Here is a 19,076-nt window from a genome sequence, read left to right as displayed (position 1 = left end):
AGCCTAGTGAAAATAGCGACTTCTCGTGCCGCCCAGTATTTTCCGGGCGGCATTTTAATGTAGACATGATAAGAAATAGATAATCATCAGTTAAATGTTTGGCACCCTGTGATACAGCACAATGTTATTTCTTATATTTATGATTATTTAGCTTTTTATGCGTTTTTCTAGGAATTTTCTTAACTCGCGCCGTGTGCTACTATTCTCATGTTTAACAAGAGCTAATTATTATTAATTAGTTTTTTGAGCGGGGAATAATGAGATACATAATTAATAATAAGATTAAATATCATGAAGATAGATCAGAGTTGGTGGATATCAATGCTGAGCTACCGCCTCAACCGCTCACCGCCACCCTGAACCGCCTGCTGTCCGCATTGGTCAGAAACAATAACCTGGTGCTCTCCCGCGATACCCTGCTGACGCAGGTATGGGAAGCGCACGGCCAGGTGGCCTCCGGCAATAACCTCAATAACACCATTTCCATCCTGCGCAAGATGTTCGCCGCCCTGGGCGAGGACGACATTATCGTCACGCTGCCGCGCCAGGGATTTATGTTTACCGCCACTTCGTTGAAGACGACGGACAGCTTGGCGGAGAGTTCGCCGGAGGCGCCGATCCCGGCGGCTGCAGAAAGCGCCTTGCCGACCAAGCCGCTGCGAGCGCAGCGATTTAAGCGCCTCGGGTTGGCCGCGTTGCTGCTGTTGGCGGCGGGGAGCGGTCTGTGGGCCTGGCAGGACGCCGGCTATGCGCCGATCAGCACGGTAAGTGTAGGCAACATCGGCAGCTGTGAGGTGAAGTTTATCGCTTCTTATCATAAGACCGGTTCCGGCAAGGCGGATTTGGCGCACTTACAAACGTTGCTGGATAAACGAAATCATATTCACTGTAGTGAACCGGCGACGCTGCTCTATTACGACAGCCAGTCGGTGGTACCAGGCAGCGCAGAACGCGTGCGATCTTCTTACTTCTTTTATTGTCCGCAGACGGCGATGGCGGCGGGCAAAGCGCAATGCGAGAACTACTATGAAAGTCTGGAAAAATAACCGGATATGGCATTACCGTTACGCGCTGTTAGCCTTTGCGGCGCTGGCCTGCTGTTGCGCCGCCGCCTATGTGCTGTTCGCTATGCCGCAGGTGCCGGAATGCCGGGCGTCGATGCGGGTGCATAATCAGGATAAAGATGCGGCGATGGAGCGTGTGCTGCTGGTGAGCATCGTGCCTGAGGGCGCGCGAGAGCTCACTATGTTGATGAGCGGCAGTTTTTTTGATGGTGATACACGTTATGTGGTCGATCGCTCCGTGGAAATGAGTTACCAGCGTCGCGGCAGCAACTACACCATGTGGGTAACGAAAAATACCCGCAAGCCGCAGGACTCTGTTATTCGCGAGGATATGAATCGCCGGTTACCTATCGCCGGGCAGCAGCTGCATATGCGCATCGAGCGTATCGATCGGCATCACTATCTGTTTACTGATAACCATTCGCCGCTTTTTGTCTGCGTGACTGGCGCATAACGGTCACCCCCAGAATTACTGGGGGGGCCGATGTTGTCTCTGACCCTGGGTGTCAAGAGCGAAAAGATTAAGGTGGATTGCCAGCTATATAGTTATATTGATGCAAGGGCTGTTGCCGGTACGCGGGCAGTAGGTGACCTGCTGTTCATCCTGGTTAGTGCTCTCATTAAGAATGTTAGCGTAATAATAGACGTCGGCCCGCGTACGGCAATTGAAGCCCGCCTGTTGTATCACCTGCTTGATGTTCTCCAGGCTGCCTCCACCTAAAGTCATGCTGTACACCTGGCAGCTTTGGTAATTCCCAAGGGGATAAACGCTGATGCGCGTGCTGTTTTGATACAGCACAATGATGGCAAAAGGCACCAGGCAGGCAGCGGCAATCATTATTAAGCGTTGTAATGCTCGTCGGATGCCGGGGGGAGAAGTCCCGGGGGGCGGCGTAGACGCTATTTCCGTTTCACGATGCTTTTCTTCTCTATATATTTCCACCTTATTTTCATTCGCTTCATGAATATTTCTAGCAATGAATTTAAACCCCTGACGTGGATAGGTAACGATAATCTCCTCGGCGCCAAACTGCGCCAGTGATTTACGTAAACCGGAAACGTAATTGTTTAAGTTATTGTTGGAGGCTTTCAGCCCATGATCGACCCAAACATCATTAAGCAACCTCTCTCGCAACAACAGCTTGTTATTATTCTTGATGAATAACGAAAGCAGCCTGCTGGTCGGCTTCAGTAAAGCAATTCTATTGCTGGCATTATCGATATGCATCAATGTGCCCTCATCCTCATTATAGAGGATGCTCTCATTTATAATGAAAATCATTTTATTTACCCGTCAACTTTCCTGTCGAGAGATTATTCTGAGACCTGTTTGCGCTTTTTTCAATCCCTTTGGGTAGGGGTAAATAGGATTTTTCTCTCTTTCTCTATAATTGATATGAAATAGTTATATGCATACAAGTTTTTTAATATAAATATTGATAATTAAATTGTATTTTTCAGAATTTAAATCTATTTAAACAAAATTAATTCGCACGATAAACTGTGTTTTTGTATTTTTACGATATAACATTCCATTCTTGTGGTGGGGGATGTAAATTTGTTTCCACTGATACGGGGTGCGGAAACACAACGTATTAGCCACGGAAGCTACGCCCAGAAATAATCCGGCGCGTTGAAGATGTGACTCTAAGGATTTAATTTTTTTCCACTACTTACTAAGGAATGTAAGGGAACTCTATGAAACTGAATAAAATCATGCTGGCCGCCGTTATGGCTTTTGGTGTTTCTTCTCTGGCTCACGCTGCAGACCAGGGTCACGGTAAAGTGACCTTCTCCGGTTCTATTATTGACGCGCCGTGCTCTATTGCTCCTGAGTCAATGGATCAAACCGTTGAACTGGGCGCAATCTCTAATGTGGCGTTGAAAAACGGCGGTAAATCCACCCCACGCAACTTTAATATCAAGTTGGAAAACTGCGAGCTGACAACTGCCGCTCCTGGCAAGAACAACACCGTCTCACTGACCTTCACCGGCGCCGCTTCAGCCATTGACAGCAATCTCCTGGGCATCACCGGTACTGCTAAGGGTGCGGGCATCGCTATCACCGATGGTTCCGGTAACGATATCGTGCTGGGCCAGAAGACCAATGCGCAAACGCTGCAGAACGGCGCCAACACTCTGAGCTTTGCCGCCTACCTGCAGGGCGTTAAGGCTTCTACCGGGGTTGTTCCTGGCGAATTCCAGTCTGTTGCCGACTTCACCCTGGCTTACCAGTAATCATTCTCCCAATGATGGACGTCTGATTATCGGGCATGCGGGATCACCCGCATGCCATTTAGACCCCGTTACTTCACAGGGAAGGAAAAGACCATGATGAGACAAGGAACGGTGGCACCTTGCCTATTGTGCGCGTTGTTAGGTTTTAGCTCACAGGCTATTTCTGTCTCGCAGGGCTGGGGGCGCGTCAATATGCAAGGGGCTATTCTGGATACTGCCTGCGCAATTGCCACGGAGAGTCGCGAGCAAACAATCAATATGGAAGTAGTTCCTTTCGCCGATATTATTCGCGACGGGCAGGGGCGGGCTGTGCCGTTCAGCATTGAATTAGTGAATTGCGTACTGGAGCGAGCAGATAAAATGCTGCCGGACTGGAAACAATTTCAAGTCACCTTTGACGGTGCTGCCGACGGTGAATCATTCGGGGTAAAAGGCGAGGCTTCAGGAATCGCGCTGAGAATTACCGATGCTGCCGGAAATATAGCCAGGCCGGGCGCACCTATGCCGCCAATGAATCTCCTTCCGGGAAGTTATCGCCTGAATTACGCCATGACGTTAATCGGCAATAACCAACCACTAAAAGCGGGTGACTATTTCTCCGCGGTGCGTTTCAAAATGGATTACTACTGAGGCGAGCGTTATTTACAAGGACTCTAATAAATAAAAGGTTGTGGACATGATGTTTTTGCCTGCAGGGAAGCCGTTTCGTTTTCATCTTCTGAGCACCGGTGTAGCGCTGGCGTTGGGGAGCGTCTGGGCGCCTGTCGCTAACGCGGAGGAGATCCAGTTCAATACCGATGTGCTGGACGTCAACGATCGTAAAAATATCGACCTGAGCCAGTTTTCGCGTGGCGGCTTCATTATGCCCGGCAGCTACAGCATGGTGGTACACGTCAACAAGAACGATCTGCCGGAGCAATCGGTGGCGTTCTATGCACCGGACGACGATGCCAACGGCAGCCGCGCCTGCCTTACGCCAGCGCTGGTCGAGCAGTTGGGCATTAAGGACGACATGCTCAAAAAGCTGACCTGGTGGCGTGAGGGGGGGTGTCTGGACGAGGCCAGCCTGCCGGGGATGGAAACGCGCGGCGATCTGGCCACCTCGGCGCTGTACCTGAGTATTCCGCAGGCCTACCTGGACTATGTCTCGGAGGATTGGGATCCGCCGGCGCGCTGGGACGAAGGCATTCCCGGCATGCTGCTCGACTACAACCTGAACGCGCAGACACAGCGCCAGCTGAAATACGGCACGCAGGATTACAGCCTGAGTGGCAACGGTACGGCGGGGGCTAATCTGGGTGCCTGGCGGTTGCGCGCCGACTGGCAGGCCAATCTGCGCCACCAGACCGGTTCCGGTCAGCCGACGGACAAGCGGCTGGACTGGAGCCGTTATTACGCCTATCGGGCGATCCCGGCACTGCGTTCCAAGCTGACGCTGGGCGAAGACTATCTGGACTCCGGGGTGTTCGACAGCTTCCGCTTTGGTGGGGTGAGCCTGCGTTCCGACGACAGCATGCTGCCGCCCAACCTGCGCGGTTATGCGCCGGAGGTAACCGGGGTGGCGAAGAGCAACGCCAAGGTGACCATCAGTCAGCAGGGCCGGGTACTGTATGAAACCACCGTCGCCGCCGGGCCATTTCGCATCCAGGATCTCAATGATGCGGTCACGGGCGATCTGGATGTCCGCGTGGAAGAGCAGGATGGCAGCGTTCAGGAGTTCAAAATGAGCACTGCCAACGTTCCGTACCTTACGCGCCCCGGTTCGCTGCGCTACAAGCTGGCAACGGGGAAACCTTCGGATATGGATCACCGTTACCAGGGGCCATTATTCGGCACCGGCGAGTTTTCCTGGGGGGTGAGCAACGGTTGGTCGCTATACGGCGGCATGTTGCTCGGCGGGGACTATAACGCACTGGCGCTGGGTCTCGGGCGTGACCTGTTGCTGTTGGGGGCATTGTCGTTCGACGTCACCCAGTCGCGCGCCAAACTGCCATACAGCGACGAGACGCTGAGTGGCGGCTCGTATCGCCTCAGCTATTCAAAGACCTTCGATGAGCTGGACAGCCAGGTGACCTTCGCCGGCTACCGCTTCTCGGAACAGAACTTTATGAGCATGAGCGAGTACCTGGACGCCCGCCGATACGGGCAGCGGTACGGCAGCAGCAAGGAGATGTACACCATCACCTACAACCAGCAGCTGCGCGATCTGGGGTTGAGTGCCTACCTCAACTACAGCCACCAGACCTATTGGGACCGACCGGCCAACGATCGTTACAACCTGACGCTGTCGCGTTACTTCGATGTGGGAAACATCAAGAGCTTGAGCCTGTCGCTGTCGGCCTACCGCAACCGCTACAACGCGCGTAATGACGACGGCATGTATTTGGGGCTCTCGGTGCCGTGGGGTAATGGCGCCACGCTGAGCTATAACGCCACGCTGAACCGTGACGACAATACTCACCGCGTGGGGTATTACGATCGCATCGACGATCGCAGCAACTACCAGATCAGCGCCGGCGGTTCGCGCAGCGGCGCCAATCTGAGCGGCTACTACAACCGAGACGGCGATATGGCACGGATGAGCGCCAACGCCAGTTACCAGCAGGACCGCTACAGCGCATTCGGCCTGTCGGCACAAGGGGGCATGACGCTGACCGCTGAAGGCGGGGCGCTGCACCGGACCAGCAGGGCGGGCGATACTCGATTGTTGCTGGATACCGAAGGCGTGGCCGGGGTACCGGTACGCGGCTACGGCAGCGCGGTGGCGACCAACCGCTGGGGCAAGGCGGTGGTGACGGATATCAACAGTTACTACCGCAACAAGGCCAGCATCGATCTGGACAAGCTGGGCGACAACGCCGAGGCCATTAAATCGGTAGTGCAGGCGACGCTGACCGAAGGTGCCATCGGTTACCGCAAGTTTGCGGTGATCGCCGGGGAGAAGGCAATGGCGGTGATTAAACTGGCGGACGGCAGCGAGCCGCCGTTTGGTGCCACGGTGTTGAACGCCCGCAAACAGGAGACCGGTATCGTCAACGACGGCGGCAGCGTCTACCTGAGTGGCATCAACGCCGGCGAGCGCATGACGGTGCGCTGGGACGGAGCTGTGCAGTGTGAGGTGCAAATGCCGACGCCGCTGCCGGCCGAGATGTTGGCGACGAATTTACTGCTGCCGTGCCGGGCATTAAGCGCCGGTGCGAACGGCGAAGAACACTGAATTGAGGAGTTTTTATGATGAAGCAACGTAACGTTATCGGCCTGTTGGCCACAACCACTTTATTGGCCGGCGTCCTGGCACCGACGGCGCAGGCAGCCATCGCATTGGACCGTACCCGAGTGATCTTCGATGGCAGCGTACAGTCGGTGAGCCTGAGCGTGAGCAATCAGAACAAGCAGCTGCCGTACCTGGCCCAGGGCTGGCTGGAGGATGAGCAGGGCAACAAGATCCAGAGCCCGCTGACGGTATTGCCGCCGGTGCAGCGCATCGAACCGGGCAAGCCGAGCCAGGTGAAGATCCAGGCACTGCCGGCGGCGAAGCTGCTGCCGCAGGACCGCGAGACGCTGTACTACTTCAACCTGCGCGAGATCCCGCCGAAGAGCAATAAGCCGAACTCGCTGCAAATCGCATTGCAGACGCGTATCAAACTGTTCTACCGCCCGGCGGCGATCGCGCCGGAACGCAACGCGGCACCGTGGCAGGAACAGCTGACGCTGAGCAAGCAGGGTGACAAGTATATCGTCAACAACCCGACGCCGTATTACGTCACCATTGTGGATGCCGCCAGTCGTAAGGGGATGGAGGGTGCCAAAGGCTTCGAACCGTTTATGGTGCCGCCTAAGGGCAACGTACCGCTGACGATAAGCGCGGGCAGCGTGGGCGGCAGCCCGGTGCTGACCTACATCAATGACTACGGCGGTCGACCGCAGCTGAGCTTCAGCTGCAGCGGCAGCGCCTGCACGGTGGTACCAGATAAGAAGGCGTCCTAATAAGTCAGCCGGGCCAGTGAGGGGACGTAATGATGCAATCTGAAGGAAAACGCCCCGTATACCTGAATGGCGATATTTTTTGTGGCGAGCTGAGTGGATGAAAGGACTGGGCGAATGTTCGACGATGCGGGTTGATCTCCGTGTGTACTGCAGTGGCGTGAAATAACGATCTTTATCGAAGGACATCGGCAGCTATCGCTCGTTGTCACTGCTTAGGTATCCGTTCCGGTTCAACGGTGACGAAAGTCGAGATTATGGAGTGTTGGCCGGCAACGGCAATCAAGAGCGGTAAGGAGAAAGTGATGTTTGTGACAACCAGAGCCGCGCATTGGCTGGCTATCAGCGTGGGGTTACTGCTGGCAGGCGTGAGCGGCAGCGGTCTGGCGGCCGAAAACATGTATTTTCACGGTGCGCTGGTGGCGGAACCTTGCACGCTTAAACCGGGGGATGAAGATATCCAGTTGGATTTTGGTACGGTCATCGATAAGTACCTTTATGCCAATGGTCGTACGCCGACCAAGCCGTTCACTCTGACACTGCAAGACTGCGATCTTAGCCTGGGTAAAACGGTAAAGATTACCTTCAGCGGCAATAAGAGTCTTGAGCTGCCTGATCTGTTGGCACTGGATGGCGGCAGCCAGGCCAGCGGTATCGCACTGGGGCTGGAAACGGCGGCGGGCCAGCCGATAGCGCTTAACAAGCCCAGCCAGGAAATAACGCTGGCCAGCGGAGGCAACCACTTGGCGCTGCAGGTATATGTGCAGGGCGAGCCGAAGGCGCTCGCACAAAAGAACATCGGTCTCGGCGCATTTTCCGCCGTCGCCACCTTTGGCCTGGAATATGAGTAAACCGACAAGGAGAACGGCGGATGGCAGGGGAAATGACGGAAGTGGAAGAGTGGCGGCAGGTGCGCGGCGAGTTGCGCTACTATGCGGTGTTAGGCGGACTGGCGCTGATGGTGCCGCTGAGCCTGACTGCGCTGCTGTGGTTGTTGCCGGCGGCACAGGCGGTGGACAACTGGGAGGTAGAGGGGGCTAACGGTGTGCTCTACGTACATGGTTCGTTGGCGGTAAATGCCTGTCGTCTGGAGATGGACAGTGCGCGGCAGGACATTGCTCTGGGCGAAGTGACTACAGGGCGGTTGGCGCAGTTGGGCGATCGCGGCACACCGGTGCAGTTTGATCTGCGGCTGCGCGACTGCCTGAGCTCTCGGGCTGCCAGCCGGGATGAACGAACCGGAGCGCTGAGTTGGGCGGCGGATCAGCCGGCGGTGCGGGTGAGTTTTAAGGCGCCGGCCGATAAAGATGATTCGCACCTGGTGAAAGTGGCAGGGGCATCGGGGTTTGGCCTTCGACTGTTGGATCAATACGGCCGGGATGCCCGTTTAGGTAGCAGAGGGGCGCCGCTATGGGTAAGGCCGGGCACCGACGTTTTAACCTACACGATTATTCCTGAACGTACGCTGTCGCCGCTAAGGGCTGGTGCCTATCAGGCAAGAATAGATTTTAACCTTAGCTATGACTAAGCACGGTGGAAATAGCGTGCCTAATGCGGCAGACCGGACAAGGAGGACATGTGAAGACGCGTTTAAGTAGAAGAAGGCTTTGGTTTCCTTGCCTGCTGATGTTCACGGGCATGCTATGGGGGGGCAATGGTAATGCAGAAACTCCGGTAACGGTTAAAGTGACGATCATGGCGCCATTGCCTTGTGTGTTGAACGCGAAGAAACCGATAGACGTGGTTTTTAACGAGGTCATGACCACCCGCATTGATGGCACTGCATATCGTAAGCCAGTGGATTACGGCCTGGTGTGCAACGGGCAAACTAAAAATGCCATGAAGCTGCAAATAAAAGGGGATGGTGCGACCTATGATGGCACCGTGTTAAGAACCAGTAGGGATGGGTTAGGGATCGCTTTTGAACAACAGGCGGGAAAGAAGTTGCCGATCAACAATTGGGTGAATTTTAGTTATCCCAACATACCCGAGCTTTATGCTGTGCCGGTAAAAAAGAGTGGAACCGATTTAAAAACGGGAGAGTTTACCGCTTCCGCCATGCTGTATGTCGATTATCAATAACAAGGATAAGAGATGAATAAGAATGTAACGGCGGTTTTTATATTCTTTCTGGCAGCACCTTATACCTATATTGAGGCTGCGGAAGGGGTAAAGATGACGCTTCACGGCACGCTTATCGCCCCACCGCCCTGTACGATTAACGGCGGCAAGAAAATTGATGTTGACTTCGGTGAGCGGGTGGGAGTGAATAAGATTGATGGTCAGAACTATCGCCAGACTATCGATTATAGTGTTACCTGTGAACGCGGCGTTTTACCCTGGGAAATGACGCTGACGTTAAAAGGGAATGCCAGCTTTGAACGTGCTGCGCTACAAACTAACAAGCCCGAGCTCGGCATTCGAATTTACCAAAACGATATGCCGTTTATTATCAATACACCATTAAAAATTGTGCCCGGTAATTTACCGCTGCTAGAGGCGGTGCCGATAGCTAAGCCTGGCTCGACATTGATCGAGGGAGCGTTTTCCGCCGCGGCGACCTTGCAGGCGGATTATCAATAAGAAACTTTCCTTATGGACGGTCCCTTGCATTACTCGGCATCAGTTAAAATTCATAATTTAAATCAAAGATGTGTGTGATGTGTTTGGGAGTCAACTATCTTATGCTATTTGTGAGGGGTTATGAGAAAATTCGTGAAGTACATTATTATGATAAGCTCGCTGTTGTTAATATCTAATCAGGTAAGAGCTGCCTGGGAAGTAGATGTAAAATTTTATCCAACTCGCAAGCAGCACCTTGTAAAAATTATCCGTTGGGATGAGGATGATCAAACTAAGAATATACTTTATAGATGTAAGGTCGAAGGGCGGTGTATATTAGGTATTTATATGTATCATGAAGGCTCCTATGACTATACCGACGACTTCCCTATGCCGGAAAAAGTTTCCGATCTGCAGACGATGGGCGAGTTGGCTAAGGTATTTCGGGAGCAGGGATATTTGGGGAAAGAGGTTTGGTCCAAGATACGTCATTACCCATATGTTAATTACTGTTATTATCTTGGCTATTATCTTCGCTCTGGGCCAAGTACTACGTCGATGGTGCCAGTACCCGGTGGCGTATCGGATTGCCCTACCACTGAGATAATACCAACTTATTGCAGTATCGCGGAACCTTATATTGAGCTTGATCACGGTTCCTTAAGTAGTGACTCGGTTAACGGTAATACCGTCAGTAAACAAATTCATGTGACCTGCAACAATGATTTTAATTTAGCGATTAGGTCAAAAGATTCCCAAGGGAATTTGTCTCTTGGTCGTGGCTTGAACAGTCAGTTAAAAGTGAATGGTACCGATCTGGGTATTGGACATAGCGAGGTAGTTGGTCCGTCTGGAAAAACATTTACGCTCTCTTCCACCTTAAGCGGATATACCAGCGGAACAGGCGTTTTTCAGGGTTCAAGTGTGATCATCTTGGGCCTGCCGTAAAAGCAGATGACTGTGGTGGGAGTGCTAGGGAGTATAATACACCATTAGTTTTAAATAATTAAATGCTGTTCAGGCTAAAGTAAGGGCTAAATACCACTTAAAATTAAACTTAACTTACCATTTTTATAAATGAGTAAGGTGCTGTTTTACGCTAGGGGGATATTATGAATTCGATTAATTTTCTTATTGATGACGAGAACTGTTATTTCGCCGCTGGCCTGCGGCATAGCATTATGCAATATGCACAGGCTAACGAGAAGACGGTGTACTTTTTAACGTCGTGCGGTGAAGCGCAGCCGGATGTGGTAATCGCTTCCGCCCGGCGGCGGGCCCAGCGCTGGCGCAGAACTGGCTTTAGTGAAGCGTTAACGCCCGTCGTCACCATCAAAGAACGCAGTTTTCCCGCTTCTGAAGCACAATGGGTACTGTACCGTACCGATGATTGCCAACGCCTGTTTGAGCTGTTAGGTGAGACGTTGGAGAGTGAAGCCCCTATGAGCCGGCCTGAACGCCGTCTGCTCACCGCCCGTGAACGTCAGGTAGTGAATTATATGCGGTGCGGGTACGATCAGTCGCAGACCGCCAGAATGATGGGGGTGAGCGTTAAAACAGTTCACAGTCATAAGCGCTCCATCATGAGCAAGCTGATGCTGAAGCGGAATCATGACTTTATTTACTGGTTGCTGTCCTATGGGGGAGAATATTCCTAACTTTAATGAGGGGTATTTTCTTTTTTCAATTTTGTTATTCTCTCCCCTCACCTGTTTTTTGATGGTTATTTATTTTTAACTGTACTGATGAATAATATTTAGAGGATTGATTCATGGGGAGAATGACTGCTTCACTTATCGGCGCCTGCGTTTTGCTGGCATCCTATGCGCAGGCCGGTTTTAATGGTAATCAAAATATTCAGGGTAATCAGGGAAGCGCGAATGGTGCAGGCAGCAACGTTGGCCAATGTATAGAGGGTAAGGGGCAGAATGCTGGGCAATGCATCGGAGAAAATAACGGTTCAGCAAGGCCAAAAGAAAGTACAAAGAACGATAGACTCTACTCTATTTGCAACTCACCATTCATGAAAAAGTACATCGAAATATGTCAATAGATTGTTATTAGGAGAGGCAGGGGTTACCCTGCCTTTTTTGTGAGTTAATTTTTTATTAACCGAAAATTAATGGCTTTTTAAATTAATGAAGTGTCTTAGTGTATGAGATCTTTTTCTGCTGAATACACCCAAGGGACGGTGAAGTGGATCTGTTTTATCTGGCGCTACTATTATTTTTGCTGAGTATTTACTCCTTTTACAAACATGTGCAGCGCATGCGAAAGCGGCGATTGGCTATCCAAGACAATATTTCCCGCAGATTGGCTCGATGGTGGTGGCTATAATAGTCAATAAACCATAGATAACAGAGCAAGATCTTTGCCTGAATAATCGAACGCAGTTCGATGGAGAGTCCTGTTCCTGAAAAGCAAAAACCCAGCCATAGGCTGGGTTCTCTAAATAGTGGTGCCCGGACTCGGAATCGAACCAAGGACACGGGGATTTTCAATCCCCTGCTCTACCGACTGAGCTATCCGGGCAACGGGCAGCATTAAACCGTATTGGCCGAAAGCCGTCAACGGCTTTATGCGTGAAAGACGTTAAAATGCCTCCGGTTGCTGGCTTTTCAGGCAAAGGGCGCAAAAAATGCGCCTGTTCTGGCGATCACCTTGGGTTGGCTGTGCCGCCAACCCTGCCGATTCAGCTTAACGCCCCGTTGCGGCGGCACTGCGCCACCTGCAAGATGTCTTCCGCCAGCCGTTTGGCGACCGATACGTCCTGGAGCTGGCGTTTTACCAGCAGTTTGCTCAGGCAGCCTTCCTGAATCAATTCCATTTGCTGCGCCACCATGTCGGCGTCGTCGGCGTCCATGTCGCGCAGCAGTTCGCGGGTTAGCTCCAGTGAGGTCAGCTTTTGCTGCTCCGCCAGTTGGTGGATCGGATGATCCGTTTCCGGGAAGAAGCTGCAGGCGGCAATAAACAGGCAGCCGGGGTAGCGGTCTTGCTGCACGTATTCCGCCAGCACGTCATAGCGCGCCAGCAGCTTTTGCTGCGGGCTCAGGCTCTCGTCCAGCAGCAGCTGGCGGCGCCAGGTGTCGATCTGTTGGCCGTGGTAGCGCAGGCAGTCGTACAGCAGCGCTTCGCGATCTGGCCAGAACCGCTTGAGATCGCCGGGCTGAACGTCGAGTTTTTCCGCCAGCATCTCTAATGTGGCGGTCGCCAGGCCCTGTTGTTCCAACAGGCCCAGCGCGGTATCAAGGACGTGTTCACGTTGCACTTGTGCTTCCTCCTCTTCGGTTCAGAACCTCAGTGTTATTTATCACATCACTTTCTGCAAATGCGCGTTGAAGGCTGCCGCCTTCATAAAACCGGTGACCCGCTGTACTGTCAGTTCCTGGCCCGCCGGATCGAAGAACAGGATCGTCGGCAGCCCCAGCACCTTCAGGTGCTTCAGCAGCGCCGCCTGTTCCGCGCTGTTAGCGGTCACATCCGCCTGCAGCAGCACCGCGTTGGCCAGGCTTGCCTGCACCGCGGCGTCGCTGAAGGTGTATTTTTCGAACTCTTTGCAGGCCACGCACCAGTCGGCGTACAGATCCAGCATCACCGGCTTGCCCCGCGCCTGTTGCAGCGCGAGATCGAGCTGTTCGACGTTGTTGATGCGGGTAAAGGCCAGATGCGGTTGAGCCGCCTGCTGCGCCTGGTCGGTGCCGAAAGCCCAGTCTTGCAGCGGCCGCGCGGCGATCACCGCCGCCGCCAGCAACAGCAATTGCAGGGCACGCGTCCAGCCGCGTGTGCTTCTCAGGCTCAGGGCGAAGGCCCAGCCGAAGAACGCCAGGCCGAGCAGGCTCCACAAGCGCATGCCCCACAGGTCGCCGATCACTCGCTCCAGCAGGAACACCGGGAGCGCCAGAATGACGAAGCCGAAGGCCTCTTTCACGTACTGCATCCACGGGCCGCTGCGCGGCAGCAGGCGGTTGCCGAACAGGGTGACGATCACCAGCGGAATACCCATTCCCAGCGCGTACAGGTACAGCGTACCGCCGCCGGCCCACAGATTACCGCTCTGGGCGATATACAGCAGGATGGCGCTGAGCGGCGCGGTGGTGCAGGGGGAACAGATCAGCCCGGCCAGGGCGCCCATCAGGAACACGCCGGTCAGTGAGCCGCCGCGCTGGGTGTTGCTCCAGTTTGCCAGCCGGGTTTGCAGCGCCGAGGGCAACTGCAGGGAATAGAGGCCGAACATCGAAAGCGCCAGCGCGATGAACAGCACCGACAGGCCAATCAGGACGTAAGGATGCTGCAGCGCCGCCTGGAACTGCAATCCGGCGGCGGCCACCACCAAGCCCAGCAGGGTGTAGGTGAGCGCCATGCCCTGCACGTAAACCACCGCCAGCGCCAGAATGCGGCCGCTGCTTTGCGGCCGGTCGCGGCCGAGGATGATGCCGGAGATCAGCGGGTACATCGGCAGTACGCACGGGGTGAAGGCGATACCGATGCCGATCAGCAATGCCCACAGCGGCGAGAACGGCAGGCTGGCCGGTGCGGCGGGGGCTTCAGCCGGCGCAGAGGCCGAGAGCGGCGCGGCTGCGCTGACCGCGTCCAGCGGGATGGTTCGGGTTTCCGGCGGATAGCAGAAGCCGGCCTCGGCGCAGCCCTGATAGGTGACGCTGAGGCTGGCGTTGGCCGCCGCCTGTTGCAGCGGCACCTGCAGATTCAGCTGCTGTTTGAAAATCGCCACTTCGCCGAAGAATTCATCCTTGTGGCTCAGCCCTTCGGGCAGGGTAAACGCGCCGAGCGTCGCCTGCTGCGGCACCAGTTTGATCTGCTGACGATACAGGTAGTAGCCGGGGCGGATCTGCCAGTTCAGCGTTACCTGGTTGCCTTGCTGTTTGAAATCGAAAGTGAAGGCCTGATCGACAGGCACGAACTGGCTGCCGCCCTTCGGCGCGAACAGCGAAGCCTGTGCCGCCTGCGGCAGGAAGCACAGGCTGCACAGCAGCAAAATCAGTTTAAGGAAGCGTTGATCCATAACAGGTAGTCTTTATCTCCGGCCATCACCGGCAAGACCAGCAGCTCGGGCGTCTGGTAAGGGTGATGTTGTTTCAGGGTGTCGAGCAGGGCTTGCTGACGGCGGCGATCGCTTTTGAACAGCATCTGCACTTCGTATTCCTGTTCCAGTTTCCCTTCCCAGTAATACAGCGAGGTGGCGCCGGGCAGCAGCGTGGCGCAGGCCGCCAGCTTATCGCCCAAGACCCGCGCCGCCAGTTCCTGGGCGCTGGCTTCATCGGGTGCGGTACAGAGTATGACGACAGCTTCGCAATCAGACATCTTCAGCCCTCTCATCGGTTTGAATGGGCACTATACCCTGAAGGCGGATTGGCTAGAAGGCGAGTTTATCGCCAGAAGGAAAACCGGGGCCGCAGCCCCGGTCTAAGCCTTACAGCATGACGCTGCCGAGCAGGAAGCCGAATACCACCGCGAAAATCACGCCCATGGTGCCGGGAATGAAGAACGGATGGTTGAACACGAAGCGGCCGATGCGCGTGGTGCCGGTATCGTCCATCTGCACCGCGGCGACCAGCGTCGGGTAGGTCGGCAGGATGAACAGGCCGGAAACGGCCGCGAAGGAGGCGACGGCGGTCAGCGGCGACACGTTCAGCGCCAGCGCCATTGGCATCAGCGCCTTGGCGGTGGCGGCCTGCGAGTACAGCAGCGCCGAGCAGAAGAAGAAGATCACCGCCAGCAGCCACGGGTGCGCCTGAATGACGCTGCCGGCCGTCTCTTTGATCCAGTCGATGTTGGCCTGCACGAAGGTGTCGCCCAGCCAGGCGACGCCGAGGATACAGATACAGGCGCTCATGCCGGCCTTGAAGGTGCTGGAGTTCAGCACCATGTCGGTGTCGACGCGGCACAGCAGGGTGGTCAGCGTGGCGACGCTCAGCATGATGATCAGGATGGCGTTGGTGGTGTTCATCAGCGGCTTGGCCACCAGGCCCAGGCCCGGGCTGTTGATGATGGCGTAGGCGACCACGCACAGCACGCCCAGCAGGAACAGCAGCACCGAGGTTTTGGCGCGCGGTTTGATCGCCAGCGCGTTGTTGCCGCGCAGGGTGATCAGGCCTTCTTCCAGGCGTTTCAGGTACACCGGATCGTTAGACAGCTTGGAGTCGAACAGCCAGGTCACCAGCAGCGACATCACCAGCACGGCGCAGAAGGTGGATGGGATCACCACCATCAACAGGTGCAGGTAGCTGACACCGTGGCCTTCCATCACCGAAGACATGTACACCACCGCGGCGGAGATCGGCGAGGCGGTGATGGCGATCTGGGCGGAGACGACGGCGGTCGACAGCGGGCGGCAAGGCTTGATGCCCTGCTCTTTCGCCACCTCGGCGATCACCGGCAGTGCCGAGAGCGAGATGTTGCCGGTGCCGGCGAAGATGGTCAGGAAGTAAGTGACGATAGGGGCGAGAATGGTGATGTGTTTGGGGTTCTTGCGCAGCAGTTTTTCGGTCTGCTGCACCAGGTAGTCCATCCCCCCGGCGACCTGCATCGCGGAGATCGCCGCGATCACCGCCATGATGATGGAAATCACGTCGAAGGGAATGCTGCCTGGCTTGACGCCGATCAGCGCCAGGACCAGAACGCCCAACCCCCCCGCGAACCCGATACCGATACCGCCCAACCTGGCCCCTAAAAAGATGGCCAGCAGAACGATAACCAATTCTACGGCTAGCATAGTGTTTACTCCTTAAAATGAGAGAAATTGAAAATCAAACGTTAAAATTTTGTGGGCGCCGGAAAGTAAAAAGGCACGCTATCCAGAGGATTTAGCGTGCCTTTCAGGGCTACCGGGTAGGTCTGTTATTGTTCATTTTCATCCGTATAGCGTTTAGCTTTATAAGCCGGGTGCATCAGGTTCTCCACGGAGAAGATGTCATCCAGCTCGGCTTCGGTCAGCAGGCCGCGTTCCAGCACCACTTCGCGCACGCTCTTGCCGGTTTCGGCGCAGATCTTCCCGACGATGTCACCGTTGTGGTGGCCAATGAACGGGTTCAGATAGGTGACGATACCGATCGAGTTGAAGACGTAGTGTTCGCAGACTTCTTTATTCGCGGTGATGCCGTTAATGCATTTTTCCAGCAGGTTGTAGCAGGCGTTGGTCAGGATGTGGATCGACTCGAACATCGCCTGGCCGATCACCGGCTCCATCACGTTCAGCTGCAGCTGGCCCGCTTCGGCCGCCATGGTAACGCAAGTGTCGTTGCCAATCACCTTGAAACACACCTGATTGACCACTTCCGGCACCACCGGGTTCACTTTGGCCGGCATGATGGACGACCCCGCCTGCAGCTCCGGCAGGTTGATTTCGTTCAGGCCGGCGCGCGGGCCGGAGGAGAGCAGGCGCAGGTCGTTACAGATTTTGGACAGTTTCACCGCCAGGCGTTTGAGTGCGCTGTGCACCATCACGTAGGCGCCGCAGTCGGAGGTGGCTTCGATCAGGTCTTCCGCCGGTACCACCGGCAGGCCGCTGACTTCCGCCAGTTTTTGCACCGCCAGCGGCTGATAGCCTTCCGGGGTGTTGAGTGCGGTGCCGATGGCGGTGGCGCCCAGGTTAACTTCCAGCAGCAGCTCCGCGGTGCGGTGCAGGTTGCGGGTCTCTTCGTTCAGCAGCACGCTGAAGGCGTGGAATTCCTGGCCGAGGGTCATCGGCACTGCGTCCTGCAGCTGGGTGCGGCCCATTTTCAGGATGGTTTCGAACTCTTTCGCCTTGCGATCGAAGCCTTCACGCAGCTGGTTGATGGCGTCGATCAGTTTCTGGTTGGAGGCGTACACCGCGATGCGGAACCCGGTCGGGTAGGCGTCGTTGGTGGACTGGCACTTATTGAGGTGATCGTTCGGGTTCAGGTACTGGTATTCGCCTTTTTGATGGCCCATCAGCTCCAGGCCGATGTTCGCCAGCACTTCGTTGGTGTTCATGTTCAGCGAGGTGCCTGCGCCGCCCTGGAACACGTCCACCGGGAACTGATCCATGCACTTGCCTTTATCCAGCACCTCGTCGCAGGCCTGGATGATCACGTCGGCGATTTTGCGTGGGATGGTTTTGAGTTCTTTGTTGGCCATCGCCGCGGCCTTTTTCACCATCACCATGCCGCGAACGAACTCGGGGACATCGCTGATTTTGCTGTTGCTGATGTAGAAGTTTTCAATCGCACGCAGAGTGTGAACTCCGTAGTAAGCGTCTGCGGGGACTTCACGTGTTCCTAACAGGTCTTCTTCGATACGAATGTTGTTTGACATGAGAACCTTCTCTATGTGTTGCTGCCGAATTAATAATTTGTCAGGTCAAGGCTAGTAAGGGCACAGCCTAAATTAATGTTGCCGAAGGCTTGGGGCGTGAAACGATTAACCAAATCGCCCGTTGCTGCCCAGATCATATGCTGGTTGATAAGAAATGACTGAATCCAGATCACCTTATGGTGTTTAAGGATATGCCCTTTTCCGGTTCTGTGACTTCTTTCACGTTTGTGAACTTTAGCAATAAAAACCGGCTCTCGGTTGAAATGGTGGGGGGATGCCCTCATTGTAATGGTGTCGGCCGTTTACGGCCTCTTTTTTCGCGCCGTCGCCCCGTGGCGGCCGTGCCTTACCTACCGATAGGAGAACCAGGTGCGCTGGTTACCGCTACTGCTGATATTTCTGCTGGCTTACATAGAAATATCCATCTTTATCAAAGTCGCCGCCGTGCTCGGCGTGGCTGTCACCCTGCTGTTGGTGGTGTTCAGCTCCTGCGTCGGCATTTCGCTGGTGCGCAATCAGGGCATGAAAACCTTCGTGCAGATGCAGCAAAAACTGGCGGCCGGCGAAAGCCCGGCGGCGGAAATGGTGAAAAGCGTTTCGCTGGTGCTGGCGGGCTTCCTGCTGCTGATACCGGGCTTCTTCACCGACGTCCTCGGCCTGTTGCTGCTGCTGCCGCCGGTGCAAAAATCGCTGACGCTGAAGCTGATGCCGCACCTGTCGGTGTATCGCCCCGGCGGTTGGACGGGCGGCGACGCCGCCAACGGCAATACCTTCGACGGCGAATTCCAGCGCAAGGACGACGAACGCCCGGTGCTGGAACACCGCCCGGACGAGGATCGCAAACCTCACGATCGTTAAGCAAACGCGGCTCAGGCCGCGTTTTTCATCTCTGCGGCACTCGCCGAACCGAAAATGCGAAATTTTTTTTGTTCGCCC

The 19,076-nt window shown here is 55.0% G+C and carries 20 protein-coding genes and 1 tRNA gene; 14 read left to right on the top strand and 7 right to left on the bottom strand.

The window, feature by feature from the left end; translation table 11 throughout:
* The first annotated feature begins 311 nt into the window (after nt 1-311).
* Both RE418_RS04645 and RE418_RS04640 read left to right on the top strand, forming a co-directional pair.
* Nucleotides 312-1,046 (top strand): winged helix-turn-helix domain-containing protein, encoded by a 735-nt coding sequence (locus RE418_RS04645; protein WP_227257846.1) that lies wholly within the window; start codon nt 312-314, stop codon nt 1,044-1,046.
* A complete protein-coding gene (locus RE418_RS04640) occupies nt 1,027-1,518 on the top strand; it encodes a hypothetical protein (RefSeq protein ID WP_089181554.1) in 492 nt (163 codons plus the stop codon). The genes RE418_RS04645 and RE418_RS04640 overlap by 20 nt, the downstream gene beginning before the upstream one ends.
* A gap of 84 nt (nt 1,519-1,602) precedes the next feature.
* On the opposite strand, the gene RE418_RS04635 is transcribed toward RE418_RS04640, so the two are convergent.
* Nucleotides 1,603-2,346: a winged helix-turn-helix domain-containing protein gene (locus tag RE418_RS04635; protein ID WP_089181555.1), complete on the bottom strand. Its 744-nt coding sequence runs from the start codon at nt 2,344-2,346 to the stop codon at nt 1,603-1,605.
* Between the two features lie 416 nt (nt 2,347-2,762).
* On the opposite strand from RE418_RS04635, the gene RE418_RS04630 reads away from it, so the two are divergent.
* From RE418_RS04630 to RE418_RS04580, 11 genes are all read left to right on the top strand, one after another.
* Nucleotides 2,763-3,302 (top strand): fimbrial protein, encoded by a 540-nt coding sequence (locus RE418_RS04630; RefSeq protein WP_049209693.1) that lies wholly within the window; start codon nt 2,763-2,765, stop codon nt 3,300-3,302.
* 96 nt (nt 3,303-3,398) lie between these two features.
* Nucleotides 3,399-3,932, top strand: coding sequence for a fimbrial protein (locus RE418_RS04625; RefSeq protein WP_089181712.1), 534 nt, complete (start codon nt 3,399-3,401; stop codon nt 3,930-3,932).
* Between the two features lie 46 nt (nt 3,933-3,978).
* The gene (locus RE418_RS04620) at nt 3,979-6,519 is read left to right on the top strand and encodes an outer membrane usher protein (protein WP_089181556.1); all 2,541 of its coding nucleotides are present in this window, start codon (nt 3,979-3,981) and stop codon (nt 6,517-6,519) included.
* Between the two features lie 17 nt (nt 6,520-6,536).
* The gene (locus tag RE418_RS04615) at nt 6,537-7,289 is read left to right on the top strand and encodes a fimbria/pilus periplasmic chaperone (protein ID WP_049295096.1); all 753 of its coding nucleotides are present in this window, start codon (nt 6,537-6,539) and stop codon (nt 7,287-7,289) included.
* Nucleotides 7,290-7,591: 302 nt separating this feature from the next.
* Entirely contained in the window at nt 7,592-8,137 is a 546-nt protein-coding gene (locus RE418_RS04610; RefSeq protein ID WP_053085971.1) for a fimbrial protein, read from the top strand.
* 20 nt (nt 8,138-8,157) lie between these two features.
* Nucleotides 8,158-8,814 carry a fimbrial protein gene (locus RE418_RS04605; RefSeq protein ID WP_225735556.1) on the top strand — a complete coding sequence of 219 codons (657 nt, stop codon included), beginning with the start codon at nt 8,158-8,160 and terminating at the stop codon, nt 8,812-8,814.
* A 50-nt stretch (nt 8,815-8,864) separates the two neighbouring features.
* Nucleotides 8,865-9,368: a fimbrial protein gene (locus tag RE418_RS04600; RefSeq protein ID WP_225735555.1), complete on the top strand. Its 504-nt coding sequence runs from the start codon at nt 8,865-8,867 to the stop codon at nt 9,366-9,368.
* Between the two features lie 12 nt (nt 9,369-9,380).
* The gene (locus RE418_RS04595; RefSeq protein ID WP_049295088.1) at nt 9,381-9,869 is read left to right on the top strand and encodes a fimbrial protein; all 489 of its coding nucleotides are present in this window, start codon (nt 9,381-9,383) and stop codon (nt 9,867-9,869) included.
* A gap of 132 nt (nt 9,870-10,001) precedes the next feature.
* Nucleotides 10,002-10,796 (top strand): hypothetical protein, encoded by a 795-nt coding sequence (locus RE418_RS04590; protein WP_142591012.1) that lies wholly within the window; start codon nt 10,002-10,004, stop codon nt 10,794-10,796.
* A gap of 164 nt (nt 10,797-10,960) precedes the next feature.
* Entirely contained in the window at nt 10,961-11,506 is a 546-nt protein-coding gene (locus RE418_RS04585; protein WP_049209690.1) for a response regulator transcription factor, read from the top strand.
* A gap of 113 nt (nt 11,507-11,619) precedes the next feature.
* Nucleotides 11,620-11,901, top strand: a complete 282-nt coding sequence (locus RE418_RS04580; RefSeq protein WP_399675870.1) for a hypothetical protein — start codon at nt 11,620-11,622, stop codon at nt 11,899-11,901.
* A gap of 403 nt (nt 11,902-12,304) precedes the next feature.
* On the opposite strand, the gene RE418_RS04575 is transcribed toward RE418_RS04580, so the two are convergent.
* From RE418_RS04575 to aspA, 6 genes are all read right to left on the bottom strand, one after another.
* Nucleotides 12,305-12,380, bottom strand: a tRNA-Phe gene (locus RE418_RS04575).
* A 160-nt stretch (nt 12,381-12,540) separates the two neighbouring features.
* Nucleotides 12,541-13,116, bottom strand: a complete 576-nt coding sequence (locus tag RE418_RS04570) for a transcriptional regulator (RefSeq protein ID WP_004929655.1) — start codon at nt 13,114-13,116, stop codon at nt 12,541-12,543.
* Between the two features lie 42 nt (nt 13,117-13,158).
* Nucleotides 13,159-14,868 (bottom strand): protein-disulfide reductase DsbD, encoded by a 1,710-nt coding sequence (locus tag RE418_RS04565; protein ID WP_049295090.1) that lies wholly within the window; start codon nt 14,866-14,868, stop codon nt 13,159-13,161.
* Complete coding sequence (gene cutA / locus RE418_RS04560) at nt 14,844-15,167, bottom strand: divalent cation tolerance protein CutA (protein ID WP_004929657.1); 324 nt, start codon at nt 15,165-15,167, stop codon at nt 14,844-14,846. The genes RE418_RS04565 and cutA overlap by 25 nt, the downstream gene beginning before the upstream one ends.
* Nucleotides 15,168-15,276: 109 nt before the next feature.
* Entirely contained in the window at nt 15,277-16,578 is a 1,302-nt protein-coding gene (locus RE418_RS04555) for an anaerobic C4-dicarboxylate transporter (protein WP_016929379.1), read from the bottom strand.
* 125 nt (nt 16,579-16,703) lie between these two features.
* Nucleotides 16,704-18,140, bottom strand: coding sequence for an aspartate ammonia-lyase (gene aspA / locus RE418_RS04550; protein ID WP_004929659.1), 1,437 nt, complete (start codon nt 18,138-18,140; stop codon nt 16,704-16,706).
* Nucleotides 18,141-18,509: 369 nt separating this feature from the next.
* On the opposite strand from aspA, the gene RE418_RS04545 reads away from it, so the two are divergent.
* The gene (locus RE418_RS04545; RefSeq protein WP_089181558.1) at nt 18,510-18,998 is read left to right on the top strand and encodes an FxsA family protein; all 489 of its coding nucleotides are present in this window, start codon (nt 18,510-18,512) and stop codon (nt 18,996-18,998) included.
* The last annotated feature ends 78 nt before the right edge of the window (nt 18,999-19,076 follow it).

It is taken from the genome of Serratia sp. szju (assembly GCF_044594185.1).
Classification (GTDB): Bacteria; Pseudomonadota; Gammaproteobacteria; order Enterobacterales; family Enterobacteriaceae; genus Serratia; species Serratia bockelmannii.
Note: the sequence above shows the minus strand (reverse complement) of the source record. Positions and strands in the feature narration are given on the sequence as shown.

What these genes read in the sequence shown, in the direction of transcription:
- RE418_RS04640 (WP_089181554.1), top strand. Translation starts at nt 1,027, where the DNA reads ATGAAAGTCTGGAAAAATAACCGGATATGGCATTACCGTTACGCGCTG.
- RE418_RS04635 (WP_089181555.1), bottom strand. Translation starts at nt 2,346, where the DNA reads ATGATTTTCATTATAAATGAGAGCATCCTCTATAATGAGGATGAGGGC.
- RE418_RS04630 (WP_049209693.1), top strand. Translation starts at nt 2,763, where the DNA reads ATGAAACTGAATAAAATCATGCTGGCCGCCGTTATGGCTTTTGGTGTT.
- RE418_RS04625 (WP_089181712.1), top strand. Translation starts at nt 3,399, where the DNA reads ATGAGACAAGGAACGGTGGCACCTTGCCTATTGTGCGCGTTGTTAGGT.
- RE418_RS04620 (WP_089181556.1), top strand. Translation starts at nt 3,979, where the DNA reads ATGATGTTTTTGCCTGCAGGGAAGCCGTTTCGTTTTCATCTTCTGAGC.
- RE418_RS04615 (WP_049295096.1), top strand. Translation starts at nt 6,537, where the DNA reads ATGAAGCAACGTAACGTTATCGGCCTGTTGGCCACAACCACTTTATTG.
- RE418_RS04610 (WP_053085971.1), top strand. Translation starts at nt 7,592, where the DNA reads ATGTTTGTGACAACCAGAGCCGCGCATTGGCTGGCTATCAGCGTGGGG.
- RE418_RS04605 (WP_225735556.1), top strand. Translation starts at nt 8,158, where the DNA reads ATGGCAGGGGAAATGACGGAAGTGGAAGAGTGGCGGCAGGTGCGCGGC.
- RE418_RS04595 (WP_049295088.1), top strand. Translation starts at nt 9,381, where the DNA reads ATGAATAAGAATGTAACGGCGGTTTTTATATTCTTTCTGGCAGCACCT.
- RE418_RS04585 (WP_049209690.1), top strand. Translation starts at nt 10,961, where the DNA reads ATGAATTCGATTAATTTTCTTATTGATGACGAGAACTGTTATTTCGCC.
- RE418_RS04580 (WP_399675870.1), top strand. Translation starts at nt 11,620, where the DNA reads ATGGGGAGAATGACTGCTTCACTTATCGGCGCCTGCGTTTTGCTGGCA.
- RE418_RS04565 (WP_049295090.1), bottom strand. Translation starts at nt 14,868, where the DNA reads ATGGATCAACGCTTCCTTAAACTGATTTTGCTGCTGTGCAGCCTGTGC.
- cutA (WP_004929657.1), bottom strand. Translation starts at nt 15,167, where the DNA reads ATGTCTGATTGCGAAGCTGTCGTCATACTCTGTACCGCACCCGATGAA.
- RE418_RS04555 (WP_016929379.1), bottom strand. Translation starts at nt 16,578, where the DNA reads ATGCTAGCCGTAGAATTGGTTATCGTTCTGCTGGCCATCTTTTTAGGG.
- aspA (WP_004929659.1), bottom strand. Translation starts at nt 18,140, where the DNA reads ATGTCAAACAACATTCGTATCGAAGAAGACCTGTTAGGAACACGTGAA.